27 protein-coding genes and 1 tRNA gene are annotated in these 21,299 nt (G+C 55.1%); 7 read left to right on the top strand and 21 right to left on the bottom strand.

Annotation, left to right across the window (positions count from 1 at the left end; translation table 11 throughout):
• Positions 1-345 precede the first annotated feature (345 nt).
• The 20 genes from MJO47_RS09275 to MJO47_RS09180 all read right to left on the bottom strand — a co-directional run bounded on the left by MJO47_RS09275 (position 346) and on the right by MJO47_RS09180 (position 13,308).
• A complete protein-coding gene (locus tag MJO47_RS09275) occupies positions 346-528 on the bottom strand; it encodes a hypothetical protein (RefSeq protein ID WP_253960846.1) in 183 nt (60 codons plus the stop codon).
• Between the two features lie 89 nt (positions 529-617).
• Positions 618-848, bottom strand: coding sequence for a hypothetical protein (locus MJO47_RS09270; RefSeq protein WP_253960845.1), 231 nt, complete (start codon positions 846-848; stop codon positions 618-620).
• Positions 849-902: 54 nt separating this feature from the next.
• Positions 903-1,085, bottom strand: a complete 183-nt coding sequence (locus tag MJO47_RS09265; protein ID WP_253960844.1) for a hypothetical protein — start codon at positions 1,083-1,085, stop codon at positions 903-905.
• An 80-nt stretch (positions 1,086-1,165) separates the two neighbouring features.
• On the bottom strand, positions 1,166-1,540 hold the full coding sequence (locus MJO47_RS09260; protein ID WP_253960843.1) for a hypothetical protein: 375 nt from the start codon (positions 1,538-1,540) through the stop codon (positions 1,166-1,168).
• A gap of 1,286 nt (positions 1,541-2,826) precedes the next feature.
• A complete protein-coding gene (locus tag MJO47_RS09255) occupies positions 2,827-3,399 on the bottom strand; it encodes a hypothetical protein (protein WP_253960842.1) in 573 nt (190 codons plus the stop codon).
• Between the two features lie 2 nt (positions 3,400-3,401).
• Complete coding sequence (locus MJO47_RS09250; protein ID WP_253960841.1) at positions 3,402-3,623, bottom strand: hypothetical protein; 222 nt, start codon at positions 3,621-3,623, stop codon at positions 3,402-3,404.
• 13 nt (positions 3,624-3,636) lie between these two features.
• Positions 3,637-5,469, bottom strand: a complete 1,833-nt coding sequence (locus MJO47_RS09245) for a DNA cytosine methyltransferase (protein WP_253960840.1) — start codon at positions 5,467-5,469, stop codon at positions 3,637-3,639.
• Between the two features lie 23 nt (positions 5,470-5,492).
• Positions 5,493-6,089 (bottom strand): hypothetical protein, encoded by a 597-nt coding sequence (locus MJO47_RS09240; protein ID WP_253960839.1) that lies wholly within the window; start codon positions 6,087-6,089, stop codon positions 5,493-5,495.
• 12 nt (positions 6,090-6,101) lie between these two features.
• Positions 6,102-6,416, bottom strand: coding sequence for a TSCPD domain-containing protein (locus MJO47_RS09235; protein ID WP_253960838.1), 315 nt, complete (start codon positions 6,414-6,416; stop codon positions 6,102-6,104).
• The gene (locus MJO47_RS09230; protein WP_253960837.1) at positions 6,416-6,844 is read right to left on the bottom strand and encodes a hypothetical protein; all 429 of its coding nucleotides are present in this window, start codon (positions 6,842-6,844) and stop codon (positions 6,416-6,418) included. The genes MJO47_RS09235 and MJO47_RS09230 overlap by 1 nt, the downstream gene beginning before the upstream one ends.
• On the bottom strand, positions 6,844-8,250 hold the full coding sequence (locus MJO47_RS09225; protein WP_253960836.1) for a primase-helicase zinc-binding domain-containing protein: 1,407 nt from the start codon (positions 8,248-8,250) through the stop codon (positions 6,844-6,846). Before MJO47_RS09225 ends, MJO47_RS09230 begins: the two co-directional genes overlap by 1 nt.
• A 360-nt stretch (positions 8,251-8,610) precedes the next feature.
• On the bottom strand, positions 8,611-10,353 hold the full coding sequence (locus MJO47_RS09220) for a phage/plasmid primase, P4 family (protein ID WP_253960835.1): 1,743 nt from the start codon (positions 10,351-10,353) through the stop codon (positions 8,611-8,613).
• A complete protein-coding gene (locus MJO47_RS09215) occupies positions 10,346-10,750 on the bottom strand; it encodes a hypothetical protein (RefSeq protein ID WP_253960834.1) in 405 nt (134 codons plus the stop codon). The genes MJO47_RS09220 and MJO47_RS09215 overlap by 8 nt, the downstream gene beginning before the upstream one ends.
• Before the next feature lie 122 nt (positions 10,751-10,872).
• Entirely contained in the window at positions 10,873-11,490 is a 618-nt protein-coding gene (locus tag MJO47_RS09210; protein ID WP_253960833.1) for a phage tail protein, read from the bottom strand.
• 213 nt (positions 11,491-11,703) lie between these two features.
• Entirely contained in the window at positions 11,704-11,970 is a 267-nt protein-coding gene (locus MJO47_RS09205) for a hypothetical protein (protein WP_253960832.1), read from the bottom strand.
• A complete protein-coding gene (locus MJO47_RS09200) occupies positions 11,967-12,107 on the bottom strand; it encodes a hypothetical protein (RefSeq protein WP_253960831.1) in 141 nt (46 codons plus the stop codon). Before MJO47_RS09200 ends, MJO47_RS09205 begins: the two co-directional genes overlap by 4 nt.
• The gene (locus tag MJO47_RS09195) at positions 12,100-12,342 is read right to left on the bottom strand and encodes a hypothetical protein (protein ID WP_253960830.1); all 243 of its coding nucleotides are present in this window, start codon (positions 12,340-12,342) and stop codon (positions 12,100-12,102) included. The genes MJO47_RS09200 and MJO47_RS09195 overlap by 8 nt, the downstream gene beginning before the upstream one ends.
• Entirely contained in the window at positions 12,339-12,551 is a 213-nt protein-coding gene (locus tag MJO47_RS09190) for a hypothetical protein (RefSeq protein WP_253960829.1), read from the bottom strand. Before MJO47_RS09190 ends, MJO47_RS09195 begins: the two co-directional genes overlap by 4 nt.
• Positions 12,548-12,748 (bottom strand): hypothetical protein, encoded by a 201-nt coding sequence (locus MJO47_RS09185; RefSeq protein ID WP_253960828.1) that lies wholly within the window; start codon positions 12,746-12,748, stop codon positions 12,548-12,550. The genes MJO47_RS09190 and MJO47_RS09185 overlap by 4 nt, the downstream gene beginning before the upstream one ends.
• The gene (locus MJO47_RS09180; RefSeq protein WP_253960827.1) at positions 12,748-13,308 is read right to left on the bottom strand and encodes a helix-turn-helix domain-containing protein; all 561 of its coding nucleotides are present in this window, start codon (positions 13,306-13,308) and stop codon (positions 12,748-12,750) included. Before MJO47_RS09180 ends, MJO47_RS09185 begins: the two co-directional genes overlap by 1 nt.
• A 196-nt stretch (positions 13,309-13,504) precedes the next feature.
• On the opposite strand from MJO47_RS09180, the gene MJO47_RS09175 reads away from it, so the two are divergent.
• The 6 genes from MJO47_RS09175 (at position 13,505) to MJO47_RS09150 (ending at position 19,035) form a co-directional block, all read left to right on the top strand.
• Entirely contained in the window at positions 13,505-14,005 is a 501-nt protein-coding gene (locus MJO47_RS09175; protein ID WP_256502579.1) for a helix-turn-helix domain-containing protein, read from the top strand.
• Positions 14,006-14,045: 40 nt separating this feature from the next.
• Entirely contained in the window at positions 14,046-14,948 is a 903-nt protein-coding gene (locus tag MJO47_RS09170) for a DUF1566 domain-containing protein (RefSeq protein ID WP_253960825.1), read from the top strand.
• Positions 14,949-14,954: 6 nt separating this feature from the next.
• On the top strand, positions 14,955-16,016 hold the full coding sequence (locus MJO47_RS09165; RefSeq protein ID WP_253960824.1) for a site-specific integrase: 1,062 nt from the start codon (positions 14,955-14,957) through the stop codon (positions 16,014-16,016).
• A gap of 495 nt (positions 16,017-16,511) precedes the next feature.
• Positions 16,512-16,597, top strand: a tRNA-Leu gene (locus tag MJO47_RS09160).
• A 78-nt stretch (positions 16,598-16,675) separates the two neighbouring features.
• On the top strand, positions 16,676-17,188 hold the full coding sequence (locus MJO47_RS09155) for a peptidylprolyl isomerase (protein WP_253960823.1): 513 nt from the start codon (positions 16,676-16,678) through the stop codon (positions 17,186-17,188).
• Between the two features lie 134 nt (positions 17,189-17,322).
• Complete coding sequence (locus MJO47_RS09150) at positions 17,323-19,035, top strand: alkaline phosphatase family protein (protein ID WP_253960822.1); 1,713 nt, start codon at positions 17,323-17,325, stop codon at positions 19,033-19,035.
• Between the two features lie 32 nt (positions 19,036-19,067).
• Here the strand turns inward: MJO47_RS09150 and MJO47_RS09145 are convergent, their stop codons facing one another.
• Complete coding sequence (locus tag MJO47_RS09145) at positions 19,068-20,279, bottom strand: class I SAM-dependent rRNA methyltransferase (protein ID WP_371926661.1); 1,212 nt, start codon at positions 20,277-20,279, stop codon at positions 19,068-19,070.
• A gap of 157 nt (positions 20,280-20,436) precedes the next feature.
• Here MJO47_RS09145 and MJO47_RS09140 point away from each other — a divergent pair, with 157 nt between their 5' ends.
• Positions 20,437-21,096 (top strand): hypothetical protein, encoded by a 660-nt coding sequence (locus MJO47_RS09140; protein WP_253960821.1) that lies wholly within the window; start codon positions 20,437-20,439, stop codon positions 21,094-21,096.
• Positions 21,097-21,299: the final 203 nt, after the last annotated feature.

Here is a 21,299-nt window from a genome sequence, read left to right as displayed (position 1 = left end):
TATGGCATTAATCGCCGTAACTGGCTACCACGTTCCCGGCTTTGTCAAAGTAGGTCATCTGCCAAAGTGGGTGGCAATTAACGCTATGCGCCTCTCCGTCGAAAATCACATTGAGGTTTCCGCTGCTGTTGACCCCGGCTATTCTCCCTGGTCTACCATTTACCTCAACACGCATCCCACGCCTTACAAACGGCAGTTGTCTGTGTTGTCTTAGATCTTCCATTGTCGGCATGTCTAAAATCCTCCATCGCTCTAAAAGTGCCGTAGAACCAGCTAATTAACGGGATGGAACATAGCTGTCATCTAAAGGCTAGTTACTGTTCGTCGCCACCCGTTATCAGGGTGTTAACCCTCTTCGCGCCAGGCTACCATTTGCATCGGTGCGGTCAGCACGGCCAGTAAACGTGCATTCATCTCAATTATTTTTTCGTTCTGCGCCAACACAGTTTCCGTCATTCTCACAATGTCTGGGTTCGGCGGAGCAGGTTCAAACGCTTCGAGCTTTCCTGAAATAAATTCTTCTTTCACTATTTCGGCCTCCATGTGTAAAGGGTTAACCAATCAGTCAAGCGGACGCCGGACGGCTATCTCCGCCGGGTCCGCCGCCTACCTCATCGTTATCCGCCATATTCACGAAGCCTGTTTTTCCAAATATCCAGCCTTTCCAATAAGGCTTCTGGAAGATTGCCTCGTTCAACATTTACATAAAGCGTGGCAATAATTTCACCCGCCAGACGTCTGGCTTTTTCCGCTTTTGATACTTCGGCGGCTAACCCGCCGCTCAACTCGGAATTGCTACGCAATTCACGATTTTGCGCTCTCTCCAATGCTTCTCTGTGATAGTCCAAAAATGGCATCTCTTTTCACCTCCGCAATCCGGTTAACTCAAGCGTTAGAAAGCTTCACCTGTTCCGCTTTTTGCTTTTCTTCGCCGCCTTCTTTTTCGCGGTTCTTTGTTTTCTCTCGGCTTTGCTTATGGTCGATTCAACCGTGCGTTTTCTTCTTCCGGCACGGATCGGATGGTGGTACAGGTTTTGTTCTGAAAATGCCGCTGCGAGCAAGATCGGCAACAAACCTCTTTCCATAGCAACCTCACTTTCTAACCACATCACTCAAGCGGACGGTGTCCGCTGCGCGGCCACGTCCGCCGCTTATCTCTGTCCTGTTACACCTCTACAACCTCAAAGCGCCGCCAGACGGTGTCCTCCATTTTCGGCAGCGCAGGTGCCAGCATGGTGAAAATGAGCATCGGCAGCTTCACCAGAACAGGGGCTTTGAATTTTTCCCGCGAGACAAGGGCGTCGCCACCAACGAGCCGCTTAATCTTCTCGGGTTTTTTCAGAGCCGAAACAGGCAGCCCCTCAACAATCACCGTGTTGGGGTTCGATTTCATGACCCTCGCAAGGCCCCTTTCGGTCTGGATCTCCTCCCAGAAAGTGACCACGTAATTCCCACCCCGCTTTTCGGCTTCTTCTTTTGCTCTTCTGGTTTTTCCTGCGCCAGCGGGGCCAACGATCAGCATTGCGTTACAGTTTTCCATCGTTCTCTCCTCTACGAAAAAAGGTGTAACCAATCGGTCCACTCGGACCGGGAACCGCTGCGCGTTCCCGGTCCGGTGACCTCAGTCGTTATGCCCAATCCAACAACGGCAAGCCCGTTTTTGGCCTTGGCTTTTCAGGCTCACTGACTCGTATAGGCCTTGGCTCCTGCCTGCCCGTTTCTCTTGCTACAACCCCCCGGGCCCAGTTGATCACCTTGGCGAGGTTTGAGCCCTCCAACTTCCCGCAGCCATACGCGGTCCATTTCCGCGAAGCCCTTGCTGCCCTTATCATCCTGGCACAACCCATTCGGACGGCCTCTGCCCTTGTTTCAAAAACGCAGGTTCTACCAGGGCGGTCATAGCCCCGCTCGATGTCCCAAACATGCCCGCTCGTCGAGTATCGACCATCGGCCAGAGCGAATACGCAAAAATTCCAGCGGCCATGAATATGGTACCCAACCTCTCGTTCTGCCCACCAACCGTCGCCATGCATCGGCCAAATATAATGATTGTAAGGTCTCACCCCGTCGGCCCTCTCGATGGGACCTTCGTAAGGAAACGGGTCATCGTTTTTCTGTACCTTTTGCCTGACCATGTGAGCCTCCATGCATAACCAACCAATTACTGCGATTAATCTTGGTACAGCTCTGGGTGTTTGGGAACATCACATTTGGCCTGCTGGGGGCACTCCCCGCACGCCTCTTCGTCATAAATTGGGCCTGCGTCATCACACCCGCACGAATAAACGCTGTCCGTGGGCAGGGTAACGTTGCAGCAGTCGTGGCAAATACATTCAGTGTATTTCATATGCGCTCCTTCGGAGATTTCACCCTCACCGCTTATCAGACCCGCCAGGCGTCAACCACGTCAAAGCCCCTGACAACAACGCCAGAGGTAAATCTTATGTACGATTGACTCCTATCACCATGCCCGCAACAGGCGTTATCTACCCCAGGCAACAACCCTAAGCATTCATCATGGTGACCATCACCAGACCATTTGCCACTACCACACCGCTTGCACGGCCTCGCCTCTCCGCCCCAACCAGGAAGGGGCTGCAGATTGTCTTCGTAGACCCACCTGCCGCCCAAATACACAATGGAGTGTCCTCTAAAAAAACTCCTTCCGTTTGCTTTTGCCTCTTCTGCCATGGTAGGCGCCTTGTCGATAAGGGCCTCCATTTCGTTGATTCTGCCTACCTGCAGAAGTGCCATAAGGATCACCCCGCACGATCCACCAATGGTGAAAGCAATGACGACTATCAAGTAAATGGACATGAGTGCCTCCTATCCTATTTGAACCAGAAGCTGTCTGGCTGCCTTGTTTCCTCTGCGTGAGAGCTTAACCAGGTCGGACTCTATCTGCTTACTTAACTTGGCTACCTTGGGCTTTGGGGCTCTCTTTTTCTTTTTGACGACGACATCCTCTCCAAGGAGCAACCCAGTGTTTTTGACCCAATGCCCATTTGACTTCACGACTTGCGGCGGCGTGCTTCTTTTTCCCCTTTCCCATCTCCGCACAGCTTTTCCGCAGTCTTCGCAAAGACCGCTTTGGTTTAGCACCTCAACGATCTGGCCAGTGCAGCCGTGGACGTGGCAGGGCGAGTAGGTGTATTGCGGTTTGGCCAGTTTGAGCTTTTTGGGGCGCTCTTTTTTGGGCTTTTCATCAATGACCACTGGAGCAGGTGCAGGCTTGCGGGCTGACCCGATCAGCGTGGTCACCGTTTTGGTTTTGATCCTGGTACCACACAGCCGGCAGACGATGGAGTGCAGCATGGTGCCGTTTTCAAGGATCTCTTCTTTGAGGTAGAGCGCGGTGTACCCGGCCCGGCATTTATGGCAATGGATGTTTTGCTGCATGGCTATAACCTCGAATCCACCGCAACCAACTTCACCGGCCCAGGAACATACAGCCCGGATTCATAGAGCTTGCCAGGGCCAACGGTTCTTCTCTCGATCGCGGCCATGCACGTAGGGCACTGAAAGGTGTTTTTCGGAAGCGGCCCGCTGATCGGCGTGTGGGTGAATTCATCGATATCGGCCTGGTGGCCGCACTTTCCGCAGGTTATGTTCATCCAGGTCATGGTCTCTCTCCCTTCACTGAATCCCGTAAATTCTCGACGGCCGTATTTTTTCGGGGCTTACCCAAACCGGAGTCATGCCGAGCACGAAGGTTTCGCCCAGGTCGGCCTGAAGCAGGGATTCTCCGATGGCTTCTCCGATAGCCTTGGCGGCTAGGGGCGGAACGGCGTTGCCGATCCACTCGCGCCACTTGCCGTCGTTGTTGCCGGCCAGCACGAAGGGGGACCCATCCTCAAGCCTTACGGGGAAAGATTGCAGGGCGGCCAGTTCGAGGGTGGTCAACGGGCGATGCCAGGTTCCATCCAATGAGATGATCACGGGCGGCGGGTCGAGCCTTTCGTTTGGGCCCGGTATGCGCGGGTCATTGACGGCGGCAGCTCCGGCGTGCAGATCGAGGGAGCCGAAGACGGTCGAAGCGGTTTCGCTCCAAGGCTGTACGCCGAACGGGCCTTTTGTGTTCCCCCTGGGTGCGCAGCCGAGGCGAGGGTCTTCGATCGACGGCGCACCGCACTGAACGTCGGTGTCTCCGGTGACCACAGGCACGTGTTTATCCCACTTGATGATCTTGAACCTGTTGGGATAGGTGCCCTTTGAGCCGGGCAGCCGAGGGTCGGCGATGGCGGCAGGCGTGTTGCTGCTGCTGACCTTGGCCATGCCGGTGACGGCCGGCATTTGCCCGGCCCATCCGTTAACCCCGTACAGGCCGGGCGACCCGCTGTAGTCCTGAAGGTTTTTATGCAGGCGCGGGTCGGCGATGCAAGCAGCACCATTCGCGGCGTGGGTCGCTCCGGTAACTGTGCCGCCGGTCTCATCGTATTTACCCACAGAAAAATGAGCGTGGTGCCGGTTTGACTTCAGGGGCACTCTCGGATCGGCTATCGCTTGCGGGCCGTTGCTCGAACCTATACCGGAGCCACCGGTAACGGCACCGCAAGTCTCGGACATAGCCATTACCCCGTAGACACCTGGGCGGGGATAATGCTTGATCCGGAAATCCTCAGGTTCTATCTTCTGCAGATCGCGCCAGTCTCCGCCTGCCGGGATCAGGGCCAAGCGCAGCCAGGTCAGCCACTTGAGGCGCGGCAGTCTGTGCATGGGCCCCATATCCTCGGTATCAGGCAGCGGAAGCGGCCCGATGATATCCCCGATGGTTTTGAGGGCTCTTTTCGGAGGCTGGTAGATGAACGGCTGCAGGCTCTCTTTATGCCTGGCGATAAGGAGAAACCGTTTGCGGCGCTGGCCGAGGCCGCCGAGCTCTCCGCAGTCGTGGTCGCTGAGGTCCACGGCGTACCCGCGGCTTTGCAGCAGCCGCACGATCTCTTTCAGCAGGTGCTTGCCGCGGCTTTTGATGCGGGGCACGTTTTCGAGAAGCAGCACCCTGGGGGGACTATCCGGGAAGGCGTCAATGGTGAGGCGGATGCCGCGGAGGGTCAGCTCATTGAGCGCCTGGTACCGGTCAAGCTTGGCCGAGGCCTGGGGCAACAGGCCCGAAAGCCCTTTGCAGGGCGGGGAGGTGAAGACGACGTCAGGGGCGATCCCTCCGCAGGCCTCGTTGATGTCAGCGGCGGTGACTTCGGCCCAGCCCTCTTGAGGTTCGCGCCCGTGAAAGCGGGTGTACTGGTCTCGGCTGAACAGATCCCAACATTCGGAGCGGGAGCGGGTTATGTTGAGATAGCTTTCGCACGCGCCCGGGTCGCTGTCGATGGCCAGAATGTTTTCGAACCGGCCAGGGATGCCCCTCCAGTTGAACCGAGCCCATTTGAAGCCCAGCGACCCGCCACCAATGCCGGCGAACAGGTGCATGCAGCGGTATATTTTGGGCTGGCCTGGGTTGAATGATGTTGCCATGGGGTTCTCTCTCCTTTCCCGGATCAAACTCGATAGGGCATAACCAGCCCTACGCCGCCATCGAAAATGAACCTGAAAGGCTCAAGCCCATCACCAAACTTGCTCATCTTCACATTTGGAAGCTTTTTGATTTTCTCCAGGTAAAGAACGGTGATGTGACTGGCGCCCCAAGCGATGGGAATTCTCAAGTGGATGCCCGTTCCGGAACAGACTTCACAAATATCCCCTTCATGATCAGGAACATCGCCAAATCCATCACAGGTTTGGCAATCAACGGAATAGCAATTGTATGTATTTTCGAACTCTACAAACCCATCACCCGAACACTCTGGACATTCAGAAGTGCGCAGATGCCCTCTGCATTCCTTACATTTTTCTTGGGGCAAATCTTCCAGGTTGTAGTTAGGCAAAGGATGCCAATCATCCAGTTCGGAATGATCCCATGGAATTTTTGTAACATCGACCGGGTTTTCTATGCTTTCGACCGATTCCTCTTTCACCACTCGGATCATGACTCTTCCATCAGTGGCGTAAGTAAACTCACCAATGCTGAATGGCTGAGTAAGCTTGTGTTTTTCATTGTCTTGACTGCAAAAGCTTTCCAAAATTTTCATATCCATAGCCTCTCTCCTTTATCCCTTCGTACCTTCATGCTCTCTGATCGCCTCGGCCACTGCGTCCAGGCACGACTGGGAGCGGTGGCACTGGATGCCGGCCAGGGTTTTGGCGATATCTGCCGGGTTGGTGCCGCTGCGCAGGCCTACCGAAAGGACTCGGCCCAGGCCTTCCATCGTTGCGGATCCGCATCCGCCCGACTTGCCGAGCTTGATGAATACCTCGAACAGCCGGCCGTCCTGGTCGTTGCAGGTGACGTACACTTGGCCGCACCCGGTGGCGATTTCGTAGGTTGATCCGGATAGTCTGTGTGGGCGTGTTGATTTGGTCATCACTGCACCTCCCACGCTTCGAGATATTGGCTGGCCAGCTGGTAATCGCTCCATCGGCGCAGGCTTCGGTCGTAATAGCGATGCACGGCCATGACGGCCCTGTGCAGCTGCCCGATCACATCGGCTTTGCATCCTTTGACCTTGGAGCCGACGCTTTCTACCATGGCGATCAGCATGGAGGTGAACAAGGCCGGATTGTGTTCTTTGCCGCCGAAGGTGGTTTCATCGAACTGCTGCACGGTCTGGTAAATGCGCTCAACTTCGCGATGACTCAGCACCTGCCAATGCGGCCAGCACTGTTCGAGCGCTGCGTCGATGCGATCGAGCTGCACGGCCAGGGTGTCCGAAGCCTTGCGGCGGAACATGCCGGCAACAAGCTCGACCATGACCAGGACGGCGATGGAGTTTCTTTCGGCTACGCTTGCCATTATTTCTCTCTCTCCTTCTCGTTAATGATCTCTTCCACCACAGCCCCAGGGAAAACCCTCTTCACGCTCAAAACGTGGTCGACCATCTCAGGCAGGCAGTCGCGCATCCGCGCTATTTCAGGCGCCGTGAAAAGCGGGATGTCTTCGGCTGCGGCCTGGTCGATCACATGCTGGGGGGCCGGGTGGATGGTGCAGAGGTATATGTCATGCCCTGCGCGGGTCTTCGTCAGCTTGACGAGCAGCTCGGGCTGTTTTTCGGGTTCCGGTACCTGAGGGGCTGGCTCTTCAGCTTTGGGCACGGCCGGCACCGGCTTGGTGACGTGGAAGGCCGGAGGCAGCCCGGCGAGCACCCAGGCGCGGATATCGCCGCCGTGGTCCTGGAAGTATTCGCCCGGGTCCTTGCCGGCGGGTACGGGCCAGCGCTCGGCTTGGGTGAAGTGGTCTATCCACCATTTCGAAGCGTTCGCACCGGCCTGATCGGCATCGAGAGCGACCAGGATGGAGAGCGATTTTTGGAGGCAGTCGTCGGCGGTCTGCTTGGGCTTGGCGCTACAAGTGCCCAAAGGGACGGCCCCGACGAGGTCACCGGCTTTATAGACAACCAGGAGCCCGTCGAGATCGGATTCGACAACAACGTGGGCCTGGGCCGATGGGTTAAGAACAACAACGTCGTTTCCCGACCCAGGCAGCCAGTAGTAGCGGGGATCGCCCTGCCATTGGCGGATGCGGATCCGGTGAACACCAACGGCATCGAAGTAAGGGATGAGTATCCCGGGGGCAATCCAGAGGCGTTTGGGCTTTTGGGTTCTCTCGCTGATCTGTTCGGGCAGCCCCCAGGAGGCCCGCGGCCTGTAGTTGACTTTGGGCAGGTCGGGGATGAGGCCAAGCTTGAAGGTTTCGACCGCGGCGCGATCGAGGCCCCTGGCAGCGAGGTAGGCCAGGCTTTTTTCGTCGGCCAGCAGGCGTTCATGCGCCCAGTCGACCAGGCGCTGGGCTTGCTGACGCCACAGGTCGGCGGGTGCGTCAGCTTCGCAGGGTGCCCAGTCTGGCCCGGCCACCGTCTGTTTCGGTGTTTCTCTTTGGCGGTCTTCGCTGCGCTGGGATTTGCCCTCGCCTTTTTTGCATTTATCGAGCACGGGGCAGGTCGAGGAGGTGCAGTCGATGCCGAGTTGTGAGTGGGCATCAGGGCAGCTGAGGCCTTCGATCTCTTTCAACCAGGTGATGGCATCGCCGCTGAAGTCGCCCTTCCGGCACCAGAACTCTCCATGCGGGCCTTTTTCGGGCCAGATCTGGAAACGGTCAGTCCCGCCGCACTTCGGGCAAGGGGAAACGAAGGTTCCGCCTTTGGCCGAAGAGAACCGCTTGGGTGAAAGTCCGTGTTTTGATGCCAGATCGAGAATGTTCATGAAGCCCCTGAAAGTTATGACGATATGATGATCTTGTTTTAGTGGTTTAAATCGTCATAATTGTTTTAACTGCCTGTTTTTATTGGCAGTAAGTTTTACTTATGATGAAATGATGAAATTCCTAGAAAGTTTGAAACATTTTTATTTATTTCCAGTTGCCCAGAACCGGTATGTTTAACGCACGCGCGCACGCGCGCGATGGGTCTTTTCTGGTAATTTCGTCATATCGTCATGAACGGTATTTTTGTTGTTTGTTTTCAACATGTTGCACCTATGATGACCATTTTTAGGCCGTTTTTTTGATTGTCATGTCGTCATAACCCCGGTCCCCTGCTGCATCCGTCCGACATGGTCATGTCGTCAGACAAGGACTCCCGGGATGTCCAATCCGTAGACCAGCACCTGCCCGCTGGTCTCTTTGGCCGGCGGCAGCTGGTATCCTTTGCGGCGCAGCTGGTCGGCTACGCCTTTTTTGGTCGGTATCCAGCGGCTGTTCTTGTTGTCGTCGACGTTTTCCTCGTACCATTTGCGGAAGTTGTCGTAGAACGACTTGAAGCTGATATATCGGTTCGGTGGGACCCGCTCACAGATGGCTTCAATGAAGCGCTCGATGTGGTCTTCGTCTCGGCGGATCGCTTCTGCAGCGGCCCGAATGGACTCGGGCGGGTTGAGCCCCCCCTCTTTCTGCCAGAGCAGGCAGCCGCGAACCAGCCAGGCGAGTATCCAGGGCGCCTCTGCCTTGAGCTTGGAAGGCAGATCGGGATCTTTCTGGCGATAGATGGCGGCGTTCTGGGGATCTTTCTCCTTGTGCTGTTCGGGATTGTCGACGTACCGCAGCGGGTACCAGATGTAGAGCAGCCTGCGGAACATGGCGAAATCCGATGCCAGGCCCTTCGGCGGGTGGTTTGTGTAGAGCACCAGTTTGTGTGTTGGTTTGAAGTTGATCTCGTACTTGTCGTGGGGGGCCCGGCCTGTAAGGGTATCGCCACCGGTCAGGCGTTTGACCTTTGCCGCGCTGACTCGGCGGTTCTGCTCGGTCTCTGAGGCGACGACCAGGCGCCGACCCTGTAGGCTCATGATGTCGGCGTTGGGTCCGCCGGAGCTCTTGGCGTTTTTCTGGTCGAGGATCAGCTCGGGCTCGATCGACCAGGCCATCTCGCCTAACACATCGTGCAAGGTTTCGAACATGGTGCCTTTGCCGTTGGCGCCTTCACCCAGGAAGCAGGCGATGAAGTGCTCGGTGCGCAGGCCGGTGATGCAATACCCGAGCAGGCGATGGACGAAGGCGATCCGGAGCTCGTCATCCTCGTGGATCTCGCGGATGAACTTCTCCCAGAATTGGCCTTTGAACCCTTCCCCGGTGGCCAGGTAGTGCTCGACGTCTTTTCCTTCTGGAAATGGAATCGATACGGCCCTGACGAGATAGTCTTCGGGGTCTCCTGGCTGGAGTTTTCCGGTGCGCAGGTTGACCACGCCGTTGGGGCACGGCAGAAGCCAGGGCTTGAGGTCGACCTCATCCCCTTTGATGGCCAGGGGTTCTTCGATGCAGTGGGCCCAGGTGAGGCAGTTGCCGGCGCCCCGAACCGTTCGAAGACGATCCACCCGTCGGTCGAGGGCTTTGCGTTTGGTGGCCAGTCTGGCAATCTCTGCGTTTTTGCGCTCAATCTGCGCCTTGGCGGATTTCTCCCCCGCTTTGTCGTCATCGGCGCTGCAAGTGTCGGCTTTTTGCTCGAGCGTCTCCACCTCTTCCTTGATCTTGGCGATCTCGTCGGAGATCAGCCCGGACTGGCTCAGATACTTCATGGCCACGGCCTCAACGGCTCTGACCGCCTCGTCGAGGTGATCGTATTGCCAGTGATGACCGCCCCATTTCATCCAGGGCTTCTCTTTCTTCGACTTGTTACAGAGGAAACTGCCGCGATGCAGGGCAGCAAAGAGCACACCGTCACCCCGCTCGTTGTTGTTGAGGCACTGCATGACGAAACGAGGGTCGTCTGGCCCGCCGGTCGTTTTTTTCTTTTCCGGAGGCGGATCGCCCAGCTGCTCGGCCTCGGCCTTGCGGCGGGCCTCGATCTGCTCTTTGATGTCGACGAGTTCAGACATTCGCGCGCTCCTGGATACGCTTGAGCATGCGCGAAACGGTGTCGGGGTGGATGTCGAGGCGTGAGGCGATCTCACCCAAAGTGAAACCGATGCCATTGAACAGCAGGAGAGCGTAGAGATCGCGCCAGCTGATGGCGCACCCGTCAAAGGGCGTGCCTGTACGATTCGTGAACCACTTGCCGCAGCTCTTGCATTGGACCCGGCCACCATCGAACCAGGTAGCAGTCACGATCATGCTGAAATCGTCGGAGCTGCAACGGGGGCACCACAGACCTGTCGGGTGCAGATACCGCATTACCCAGCGCCGTGCGGCCTCATCGTCAATCAGCTCCGGCCTCAGCTCGGCCACAGCCATTTCGGGAGTCATCCCAGTCAACACGGCAGATATCACACTCACAGCAAACCTCTTAAAAATTAAGGCGAAATTACGTTTTTCCGCCAAAAATCAAAAATTTAAATGGACCCACTTATCGGGCGCTTGCTACCCGCAGGGCACCTGGTCCATGGAAGGACCCGCGCTCACTTGATCAACCTCGAAAGGTGATGATTAAACCGTTTGTTCCAGCTCCCATCGATTGCTTTTCGTATGGCCCGCTCGGTCCGGGCGTTGCCGTACATACTGGCAATCGTGACCACACGCTTCTCGGCAATCTTTAACCTTTTGTCTCCCATCCGCCTAAAGACTCCGATATGAAACCCAGCAAAATCGCCGTTCTTGTATGTGGCTTTCACTGGGGCTATGAATGCATCAGTCAGATGGGTTTTCTCTCCCCGCTTGATGGTTACGTACACGCCACTCTTGCTGCTTCTTCGCTTGAGAGTCTTCTGGCCTCCCCTGGTCTTCACCGTCCGGCCCCGATACTGGGTTGCCCCGAAGTAAGACAAAGAGATAGGCCGGCCCGATGCAGTGACAACGGCTGCAAGGTTGGCAACAGAAGCCCTCGCCGTGATCTTCACCTTCTTCCTCAGGTCCGCCGCCTTGATGTTGTAACCCTGCTCGTTCCGTATCGAAGAGATCGCATCGGTGTGGATCTTCTTGACCGTCTCGTTGATGGCCAGTTTCGCTGCCTGCGACACTCTGGCCGGGTCATAGGCACGCATAGCCGCCTCGATACCTGTCAGTTTCACGGTGACCATCTTATGATCTCCTATCATTTGCTGCGGATGGGAGGGAGGGGCACGGGGAGGAAAGGACACCCTCAATGCCATGGTGCCAGCGCGGGGAGTAATGGGGGCAATCGTCATGATCAGTGCCGTGGGCAAAAGCCATTAGAGCCAGTCTGTGACGTTCACTCTTGAGGCGCTGAGGGCAAAGCCTGGCGCTCTGGCATGTGCGGCACTCGACCTCGATCACTTGTAATACCCCCGCTTCCTGTTCTTCAGAATGACTCGCTCGAAGATCATCTCCACGTGATCCTCACCCAACGACTTACCGAGGATGCGCCAGAACGTCTCCAGGCTATGATGCAGATCAGCAAGCTCCTCCAGCATGTCATCGTTGCGGCCCTCAAGCAGAGCCTCCTTGGCTTCAAAAGCCTCACTGATCACATGATACACCTGGCTAAAGCCGCTGTTCTCTTCGGCAAACTTAGTCGGCGGAAAATTAAACTGCATCATCTCAGCCCCCAGGCCCGCGCCTCGGTAGAGCTCATCGAGGCCTGATATTCGACATCAGCGTGATCAGCAGCCTCAATGCCACCCACCAGGCCATACACCAATAAAGCCAACAGCAGAACCAACAGAGCCCTAACCATGATGCCCTCCATGTCTCTTGAGATAGCGAGCCGAGGCCATCCTGGCCGCCTCATCAGACAGCGCCGCCAAATCCGCCACAGGAGCGCTGGCAGCACGCAAAGCCAGATGAGCCATGATCGATACCGCCTTGCGCACGTCAGCCTCCCTGGCCGGCGTAACGATCGTCAGCCCACCAGAATCAGAGATACGCTCGGCCTCGTCCCGCACCAAGTTGAGAATCTGTTGCAGCTTCATCCTTTACCCCCCACATAGACACGATTGACCCTGGCCCTAACGTGCTCTGCCAGTTCCATCATTTCACCCAGCGTCAACTCCGCCACAGGCTTACCCTTCTTGATGATCTCGCCGACCAGCAGGTCAAAGGCAAAATTATTCCACTCCACCATCCCGGCCGGCTCAGACAAATAGGCCAGCAGCTCACTCTCGATAGCTTCACGAGTCATTTTGCCCTCATCATCTGCCTTTGTTTGCGGCCACGCTCTCGCAAAGCAGCCACCGGATCAGGCAGAGAAAATATGGCCTCACGCGTCACAGCGTCCATGCCCTTTGGCTCGTCAGAGGAATCGAGGCGAGCCTCAAGCATGGCGATGATCCGCCTCTGCTGAGCTTCGATCTGGTCTAGACGCTGCTCGATGGTCACTACGCTACCTTCTGGCAGGGCTTGTGGTGGCCATGCGCCTCCACCTTGGCCTGCTGGCGGATATGCACCTCCAGGTGCTCCTCTTCGCTCATGGCGCCGCACTCCTTCAGGTGAGCAAAAAGCTCCTCGATGCAGCGCGGCGCGTCAATAATCTGCTCCAACTTCGCCAGCAGCGTCTCTTTGTAGGCCGGGGTTGTTGTTGGGTCCTTGACGCTAAAAATCCGGGCAAGAATGTCAACGGCTTCGACAGCCTCGTTAAGCTCCTCTCGAAGCTTCGCCAAAATGGCTGACGTGTTCTCGTTGATGTTGTTCAGGGGCGCGAAAGCCCTGGGGATTATGCGCTGACAGATGGGGTTGTTTAGAAGCGCATATATGAGGATGGACTTATCTTCCAGCGCCTCCGATATCCTGACAAGAGTTTCCGGGTCAGGGCCACCCTTGATACCGTCCTTCTCAATCTTCGAAATGGTGCTCTTGGTGAGACCTACGGCAAGACCAAGGTCCTCACCCCGCATGCCCTTGCTTTTGCGGCTTTGTCTGATTTTCTCACCGATAGTCATGTCAGGTTTCCTTTTTGGATACTTTTAAGCAGATATTAGTATCTAAAACGCAGACTGTCAAGGAGAAAATCAACAAATTTTTTACTACAGGGCGCCCATATCGGATAAAATTACATACATAAGTATATGTTTTTTCGTTTGTTTCTTTTTTGTAGACTGGGTTTACAGAAAGGAAAAAAGGCGGTATTTTTTCACCATGCAGAGACTTAACGAGGATATCGGCCGAAGAATTAAGGCCGCCAGAGACTTGGTAGGCATGACCCAGGCAGACCTTGGCGATCTCCTGGGAATTGAAAAGGCGGCCGTATCAAAATATGAAAAAGGGGGTGCAAAACGTGGGGTTCCTATCGAGTCTCTCCAAAAAATAGCCTGCGCCTGCAAAGTGACTCTCGACTGGCTCATCACGGGTAAAGAGCCAGATCGTCCCAAAGAACCATCTCGGGAGGCCGCGCTGGTCGAATTGGCGAAGGCTGCATACCAGGGCGACAAAGCCTTCGCTCAGAGCATATGTGAGGCGGCCGGGCTTTATTCGTCGAACAGCAGCCTGAGCAAAGAAGAGATGCTTCTAGTTGAAAACTACCGTGCCGCCAGCCAGAAGATTCGGAGGGCGGCTTTTAATATGCTGGAGGATGACGCTCAGGAGTCGCGGGGAAACGGCGGAGGAGGCTCAGACTTGGCGGAGCAGAACTCCGCTTAGAGATGAGGCGGCTTGGCTTGAGGGTTACTTAAATGTTAGGATGAGCAAAAAACTAAAAGAGGTTGATCCCTTGAGGCGTTTATACAGAGCTATAATCTCGGCAAGTATTCTCCTTGCAACTGGTTGTGGTGGCGACAGTTCAGGCAATGTCGAACAGCCTATACCCGGTGGCGAGGTTTCATATTTCGCTTATGAAGTGGACCCATTGACATCACTGCGATGGGAGATGAACTTTCCCAGACCAAAACTTTCATGGCCTGCCGCATATTCATACTGCTCTAACCTGGATAGCGGGGATGGAGCAGTATGGAGGATGCCAACCCCAAAAGAGCTGATCAGTTTTTTTGACTACAAGGCGGAAGGCTTCCCGTTTACCCTAATACCTAGCGGGGCCCCATACTACGAATCCGAAGTATGGGCCTATTCAAGCCCGATAAACGACAATTACTATGCTTTCAATTCGAGCCTTGGGTATTTGTATACATACATGAGCAATTCAAGCTTTTTAACTATATGCGTATCAGGGGATAATCAACAACGCGAAAACCTGTTAAATCTTTCCGAAAATACTGTACTAGACCAAAGCACTGGCATTTTATGGCAAAAAAGAACGCCTGGAGCCATGACATGGACCGATGCGATGGCATATTGTGACCAATTAAATCTGTCCGGATTTACAGAATGGCACCTTCCTTCCGTAGGTGAACTTTATACCATCATAACTCCAGGTGCTTCACCAGCCATAGACACAGACTTCTTTGAGGACACGTTTTTGGGGCCAACATATTATCGGATATTCTGGACATCTTCTGAAACTTATCCATCGTCGCTTCCTGCACCAACACCCGACTCTTGGTATATTAGGCACGAAGATGGGACTATATCTAACGGGCCGAAAGACGCATCGAGATATGTACGGTGCGCAATATCTCCGTCAGAATAATCTAGCATGTCCATCCAGAAGCACAAAACCATCCCTAACGCCTGGATCATCCGATGGCGGCCCGAGGGCAGAAAGGGCAAAAACGAGCACCTCACCGTCTACGACTGCGACGAGGCCGAAGCCCGCAGCATCGAAATGAACCTGCGGCAGTCGGGCGGGGCCATCCACAACGTCACCAATCCCATGTTGCGCGACGTGTTCCCCGAGTGGATCGCCTGGATGCGGATACACCGGGCACCCAAAACCGTGGAGAGCATCCTGTGGGCCATGAAGCACCTGGAGCCGCACTTCGGCAAGCTCCAGGTGCCTCGCATCACCGAAAAGAGCATCGACGCCTACAAAACAAAACGGCAGGCAACACCCCGCAGCTGCAACCTCGAACTGGACTACCTCAAGAGCTGCATCAGCTGGATGGTCGAGCGCGGCATGGCCAGGCCCCTGCCCTTCAAAATCCACCGCCTACCCTACCGCGAACCCTTGCCCAGAATACCGACGCCAGAGGGCCTGCAGAAATGGCTCGACGCCCTCGAAAACGACGGGCCCTGGGACAAGGCCACCAAAACCCGCCTGCCAGGCCCCAAAAACGCGCTGATCTGGATCATGGTTCGTGCCGGCCTGCGCTTCAAAGAAGCCACCCACCTGCGCTGGGAGGACATCGACTGGCACCAGGGCGTGATCTACTTCAGCCAGAAGGGTGGCCGCCCACGGATCGCCGTGCTGCCAGAAGAAGCAAGAACCATCCTGGAGCCCATCAAAAAAAAGACCGGCCTGGTAGCCCCCAGCGACAAAAGCGACCCCAAAAACCCCAAGCCCTATACCCACATGAAAAACCTCTTCAAAACCGCCAGCGAACGCTCAGGCGTCCCCATAAAAGGCCCGCACACCCTGCGGCACATCTGCGCCACCTACACCCTGGCAGCCACAGGAGACCTGAGACTAACCCAGGCCATCCTGGGGCACACCCAGATCCGCACAACAGAGAAATACACCCACATCAACATTGACCGCCTGCGCCAAGGCCAGACAGCTACCGACACATGGACCAAAACGAACAAGAAAAAAGCTTAATACAAACAGCCATGTCCACGGGTGAGCCCAAAAATGGCATTCAAGAGGTCAGCGGTTCGATCCCGCTTAGCTCCACCAAATAAAAAAAGCCTGCGAATTATTTCGCAGGCTTTTTTTGTGATTTGAGCCATTTCAGCTAAAAAATCGTTGACTAATAATTTTCTAATTTTTTATTATAGACGTCGAAACACACAGAATGGTTGTACCTGTTATGCCCCCGGTGTTTATTCGCCGGGGGACTTTTTTCCCAGGAGCACTACCCCCAAAAAAGGAAGGGCCCCACACCATGCGGGGCCCCTTTGCTTGCGGGGCTTTGTTCGCAAGCAATACCAGAGCAACCTTACCAAAAAAATCGAAACAGGGATATCAGGAATTTCCTGATGCCCCTCAAAGGGGCGCCCCTAGCTGACCACCGACACGCCTCCCCTTTTTTTCATCGATACACTCAAATCCCTTGACCGTGGCCCCATATATTTCTATAATTCACTCCGCTTTGCCGAAGTGGTGGAATTGGTAGACACGTCGGTCTCAAAAACCGATGGCTTCTGGCCGTGCCGGTTCGATTCCGGCCTTCGGCACCACAGCAAATCAGGGCCGGGAGTACTTCTCCTGGCCTTTTGCATTTTTAAATTCGATCCCTTCAAAAAGGAGACACACCGATGAGCGAAAAGAATCCTGCTGTCCGACTGGAGACCTCCATGGGAGACATCACCCTGGAACTCGACGCCCAAAACGCTCCGAAAACGACAGCCAATTTTCTCGAATACGTTAACAGCGGGTTTTATGATGGCACTGTTTTTCATCGCGTCATTGACGGCTTCATGATCCAAGGTGGGGGCATGACCGCGGACATGAAAGAAAAAAAGACCCGCGGTCCGATCCGCAACGAAGCCAACAACGGGCTGAAAAACCTGCGAGGGACGATTGCCATGGCGCGAACACAGGTCGTTGACAGCGCCACCTGCCAGTTCTTTATCAACGTCAAGGACAACGCCTTTTTAGATCACAAAAATGAGACGCCGTCGGGATATGGCTACGCCGTCTTCGGCAAGGTTATTGATGGTATCGATACCGTCGATGCCATTCGGCAGGTAGCCACGGGCAACAAAGGGATGCATCAGGATGTCCCCAAGGAAGCAGTCGTCATCAACAAGGCCAGCGTTGTCGACTAAAGCATCATCACCTCAAGGCCGGGGCCCCTCGTCCCGGCCTTTTTTTATTCCCAGAGCTATAATCCCCCTGACTTCTTAGAGATTTCCCGTCACGACTGCTATACTTGATGTACAGACATCAAGGAGATGATGCCGTGCACTGGACGCAATTGCTGGACAGGGTTTTTCGAATCTATTACTTTTTCAAGTTCTACCCCTTTCGAAAAGAACGCTTGCAGAAGCGGCGCTCGGGACGCTCGACAGGCTTTGTCGGCATCCAGATTGACGGACTCTCCACCAGCCATTTCAAGCAGGCCCTTGAGAAGGGGTATCTTCCCAATATTCAAAGACATCTCACCAGGGGCTACAGGCTTAGGCAGTACCAGGCCGGCCTGCCCAGCACCACTCCCGCCGCGCAGGCCACCATATTTTATGGCCTTGAGGAAGGTATTCCGGCTTTCCGTTGGTTCGACAAAAAATCCGGGCAGTTGTTCAGCTGCAACGACATCGACCACGTGCAGAAATTTAGAGAGGAACTGTTCGATGGGCGGCCCGGACTGCTCGAAGGCGGCTCATCCTATTCCAATATTTTAGATGGCGGTGCCGCCCGCAGCGTCTTCACCGTCTCCTCCCCTCACCCGCAGACCCTCTTTGGTCGTTTCGGTGGCTCCCGCATTCTTCTCTTACTGGTCCTTCATCCGCTACGGGTCTGTCGAATGATGGTGGCCTCGGTCCTTGAGTATTTCATGGAAATCTATGACCGCTGGCATTTCGCCAAAACCAGACCCTGGAAAGTGCGTGAAGGGCTCTTCCCTTTCATCCGCATTTTCTGCAACGTGATTCTTCGCGAACTCCAGACGTTCGGGGTCATCGCCGACATCTATGCCGGGGTCCCTTACATCTATACGACCTACAGCGGCTATGATGAACTGGCACACCACTTCGGCCCCGCCTCGCACCAGGCGCTCAAAAACCTGAAGTACACGGACAAGCGCATTGGCGAAATCATGCGGATGCTGCGTCATGCGCCCGGCGGACGCTATGAACTCATTATCCTCTCCGACCATGGCCAGACTCCGGGCTACCCCTTCCGAGACCGGTTCGGGGCGACCCTGGGAGAGGCCGTAAGCGCCTTCCTGCGGGAAAACCAAGAGGCCACCGTCTCCAGCGGCCCACTGGAATTCACCCACCTCCAGCTGGGATATCTTGAGGAAGAACTGGATAGCCCGAAAGGCTGGCGTCATCAGGTCTACCGTGCCAGCAAAAAGTTTTTTCAGCGTCGCATCAATGCTCTGGTTCCAGAAACCCTGAAGGTAGACCCGGAGGGCGGCATTGTCATCACCTACTCCAGCTCCTTGGCCCACCTCTATTTGACCGGAGCCCCCCAGAGACTCCATTGGTGCGAACTGGAGGCCCAGCAGCCTCTGCTGTTGCAGTTTTTGTCACGACACAAGGGAATCGGTTTTTTCATCGCTAGAGGCAAAGACGGACAGGTCTGCTTCTTTCACCGCCACGGCCGCCTCTGTGCGCAGCCGGACAAAGTTCCCGACCAATCGCAACTGTCTTTCCTGGCCCCTTATGGCGACCCGGAAAAGATATTTCCAGAACTGTGCCGTTTTGCCAATCAGGAAAGTTGTGGGGACCTGATCCTGTTCGGGGCTTACGATGGAAACAGGATCGTCTGTTTTGATGATCAGGTCGGTGGGCATGGCTCGGTGGGTGGCGAGCAGCTGGAGCCCTTTCTCATTCTGCCCAACGGACACCCCGTGTTGACCAGAGAGAATCTGGCAGGCTACCAGTTTCTTTACCAGGATGTATTTCTGCCGTACCGAAGGCAAGGAAGCGTCCCAGAAAAACTCCGCAGGTGAGAATGACTTTCGATGAAATTGTTTAAAACGCCCTATGCTTCATGCTTTACGCTGATGACGTATTTCAGATAGCGTCCTTCCGGAAAGGTGACGGGATAGGGAAAGTCGGCTGACTGATCCGTCAACTGGATCACCCTGAGCTCGCAACCGCCCTGCAAAGCGCCGCGCCTCAATTCCTTGAGATAGTCAGCGACATCCATCTTCTGAAGATTGGAGGAGGTGATAAGTAGCCCACCATCCACCAGGAGACGCGAAGCCAGGGCAACCAGATCTGAAGTTCCCTTACGGGTCGTAAAGCGGCTTTTGCTGGTGGTGGAAAAGCTGGGAGGGTCCATGACAATGACATCGTAACAACACCCCTGCCGATGGAGATCCTGCAGAACGTCGTAGCAATCGCCAGCAATAAATTCATGCCGCTTGGCGTTGAGGCGGTTAATACCGAAATTATCCCTGGCCCAATCAAGATAGGGCTCCGACACATCGACACTGGTCACTTTGGCCGCATCGGCCACCGCAGCTGCTACGGAAAACGCGCCTGTGTAGGCAAACAGATTGAGAACACGTGTCCCCTTGACTCGCCGCATGAGATCGGCTCGATTCTCTCGCTGATCGAGAAAGAGTCCGGTGTTGAGCCCTTCCCCCAAATCCACCAGGAAATTCACGCCATTCTCCAGAACAGCCAGTTTTCCCGAAACCGGCTCTCCCCAAAGAAGGCGACTCATTTTTTTGTCATCCCGGCTGGCGGCTAGACTGCGTGTGTCTTGGGGGCGAGGTTTTTCATAAATACCACGGGGCCGGCAAAACTTCTGGAGCACTTCGGACAATAGTCCCAGATAAGGCTTCCAGCCTCCGCAATACAGCTGAATCATGAGATGATCTTTGTAGCGGTCGACAGTGAGCCCAGGCAGAAAGTCGCCTTCGCCGTTGATGAGGCGAAAAGCGTTGGTTCCCTCAAGGTCGAGATGGCTCTCGCGCAGACGCACAGCTTGGCTGACCCTCTTTTCAAGCCAGCCCCGGTCCAGCTTCATGGGATGCCGGGAAAGCACACGGGCGGTGATGCGATCCCCGGGATCACGCACGGCCGTCCCGACAAACCTTCCACTCTCATCGATCAGAGCGACAATATCGCCGGCATGACCAGAAGGCCACCTTTTGGTGTAGCGGTCCGCAATGACCCACGGGTGCCCCAATTCGACCATTCTTACTGTTTCGGGTCCTACGATGAACCCAGTGTTATTTGCCACATCGCCTCCTGCTCAAAGAACCTGACTGCAACCGCCCTGAATATTTGCGCGCCATTGTACTTTCATCGGAAGAAGGAACCAAGGCAATTCTACTTCACCAACCCCCAACCTTGTGCTAGACTTCGGCGCCTGACGATATGCACACAAAGGAGAAGACATGAACGAAGTCCCCAAGACATCCGGTGAAATCCATATCGAACGACTCATGCAGGAGCTTGATCCCGGTTCGGAACGCTACCGGGTGCTGGATGTGGCCAAACGATTCAAGTCGTCCTGGGTTGAATTAGGGGAGCAGCTATTACTGGTCAATCGTGAAAAACTTTTCAGTCACTGGGGTTATTCCTCTTTCGAGGAATACTGTTCCCGTGAAGTCCGTATCAAAAAACCAACAGCAGAGAAACTCACGCTGGCTTATCGCTACCTGGAAAAAGAAGAGCCGGCCCTTTTAGCCCGCAAGGGCGAACTGAAACCCTTGCCCGATTTCCGCTCCATCGACCTTCTTCGCCAAGCCAGAGAAGAGCAGAATTTTCCCCCGGAGGAATTCGACGCCCTGCGCGCTGCGGTTATCGAGCAGGATCGTAGCCTGCCGACCATTCGCAAGCAATTTCGCGAGGTGACCGACGCCAGAAAAGAGCCGGACCAAACGCTGGCTGAGAACTGCAAAATGGCCCTTAGCGCAGCCCGGCGCCTTGCCACCATCCTGCGAGAAGTTCCCGACCTGTCCCATGCGCATGATGACAACCTGACACAATTAACAACAGATCTTGAAAATCGCCTGGCCGCACTTATGCCTGTCACTGCGACAGAAGCCCGCTAGCCGAGAGCGGGTTATTTCCCCTTTCCGGTTCAGTGCATTACCTTTAAACCAATGCCATTCGCCCGGCCAAACAAGCCTTTTCAAGAGCCTTCGTTCATGCTATTCTCCGCCAAATTTTTGTTTTTTGAATAAAATTCCTTTGCTCTCTACAGGCGAAAATATCTTGACCTGTTAAAGTTTGGAAAACAAAAAGCGATTTTCTT

The organism is Desulfuromonas sp. KJ2020 (assembly GCF_024197615.1).
GTDB lineage: Bacteria > Desulfobacterota > Desulfuromonadia > Desulfuromonadales > SZUA-540 > SZUA-540.
Note: the sequence above shows the minus strand (reverse complement) of the source record. Positions and strands in the feature narration are given on the sequence as shown.

What these genes read in the sequence shown, in the direction of transcription:
- MJO47_RS09265 (WP_253960844.1), bottom strand. Translation starts at nt 1,085, where the DNA reads ATGGAAAGAGGTTTGTTGCCGATCTTGCTCGCAGCGGCATTTTCAGAA.
- MJO47_RS09260 (WP_253960843.1), bottom strand. Translation starts at nt 1,540, where the DNA reads ATGGAAAACTGTAACGCAATGCTGATCGTTGGCCCCGCTGGCGCAGGA.
- MJO47_RS09255 (WP_253960842.1), bottom strand. Translation starts at nt 3,399, where the DNA reads ATGCAGCAAAACATCCATTGCCATAAATGCCGGGCCGGGTACACCGCG.
- MJO47_RS09250 (WP_253960841.1), bottom strand. Translation starts at nt 3,623, where the DNA reads ATGACCTGGATGAACATAACCTGCGGAAAGTGCGGCCACCAGGCCGAT.
- MJO47_RS09245 (WP_253960840.1), bottom strand. Translation starts at nt 5,469, where the DNA reads ATGGCAACATCATTCAACCCAGGCCAGCCCAAAATATACCGCTGCATG.
- MJO47_RS09240 (WP_253960839.1), bottom strand. Translation starts at nt 6,089, where the DNA reads ATGGATATGAAAATTTTGGAAAGCTTTTGCAGTCAAGACAATGAAAAA.
- MJO47_RS09235 (WP_253960838.1), bottom strand. Translation starts at nt 6,416, where the DNA reads ATGACCAAATCAACACGCCCACACAGACTATCCGGATCAACCTACGAA.
- MJO47_RS09230 (WP_253960837.1), bottom strand. Translation starts at nt 6,844, where the DNA reads ATGGCAAGCGTAGCCGAAAGAAACTCCATCGCCGTCCTGGTCATGGTC.
- MJO47_RS09225 (WP_253960836.1), bottom strand. Translation starts at nt 8,250, where the DNA reads ATGAACATTCTCGATCTGGCATCAAAACACGGACTTTCACCCAAGCGG.
- MJO47_RS09220 (WP_253960835.1), bottom strand. Translation starts at nt 10,353, where the DNA reads ATGTCTGAACTCGTCGACATCAAAGAGCAGATCGAGGCCCGCCGCAAG.
- MJO47_RS09210 (WP_253960833.1), bottom strand. Translation starts at nt 11,490, where the DNA reads ATGGTCACCGTGAAACTGACAGGTATCGAGGCGGCTATGCGTGCCTAT.
- MJO47_RS09205 (WP_253960832.1), bottom strand. Translation starts at nt 11,970, where the DNA reads ATGATGCAGTTTAATTTTCCGCCGACTAAGTTTGCCGAAGAGAACAGC.
- MJO47_RS09200 (WP_253960831.1), bottom strand. Translation starts at nt 12,107, where the DNA reads ATGGTTAGGGCTCTGTTGGTTCTGCTGTTGGCTTTATTGGTGTATGGC.
- MJO47_RS09195 (WP_253960830.1), bottom strand. Translation starts at nt 12,342, where the DNA reads ATGAAGCTGCAACAGATTCTCAACTTGGTGCGGGACGAGGCCGAGCGT.
- MJO47_RS09190 (WP_253960829.1), bottom strand. Translation starts at nt 12,551, where the DNA reads ATGACTCGTGAAGCTATCGAGAGTGAGCTGCTGGCCTATTTGTCTGAG.
- MJO47_RS09180 (WP_253960827.1), bottom strand. Translation starts at nt 13,308, where the DNA reads ATGACTATCGGTGAGAAAATCAGACAAAGCCGCAAAAGCAAGGGCATG.
- MJO47_RS09175 (WP_256502579.1), top strand. Translation starts at nt 13,505, where the DNA reads ATGCAGAGACTTAACGAGGATATCGGCCGAAGAATTAAGGCCGCCAGA.
- MJO47_RS09170 (WP_253960825.1), top strand. Translation starts at nt 14,046, where the DNA reads ATGAGCAAAAAACTAAAAGAGGTTGATCCCTTGAGGCGTTTATACAGA.
- MJO47_RS09165 (WP_253960824.1), top strand. Translation starts at nt 14,955, where the DNA reads ATGTCCATCCAGAAGCACAAAACCATCCCTAACGCCTGGATCATCCGA.
- MJO47_RS09155 (WP_253960823.1), top strand. Translation starts at nt 16,676, where the DNA reads ATGAGCGAAAAGAATCCTGCTGTCCGACTGGAGACCTCCATGGGAGAC.
- MJO47_RS09140 (WP_253960821.1), top strand. Translation starts at nt 20,437, where the DNA reads ATGAACGAAGTCCCCAAGACATCCGGTGAAATCCATATCGAACGACTC.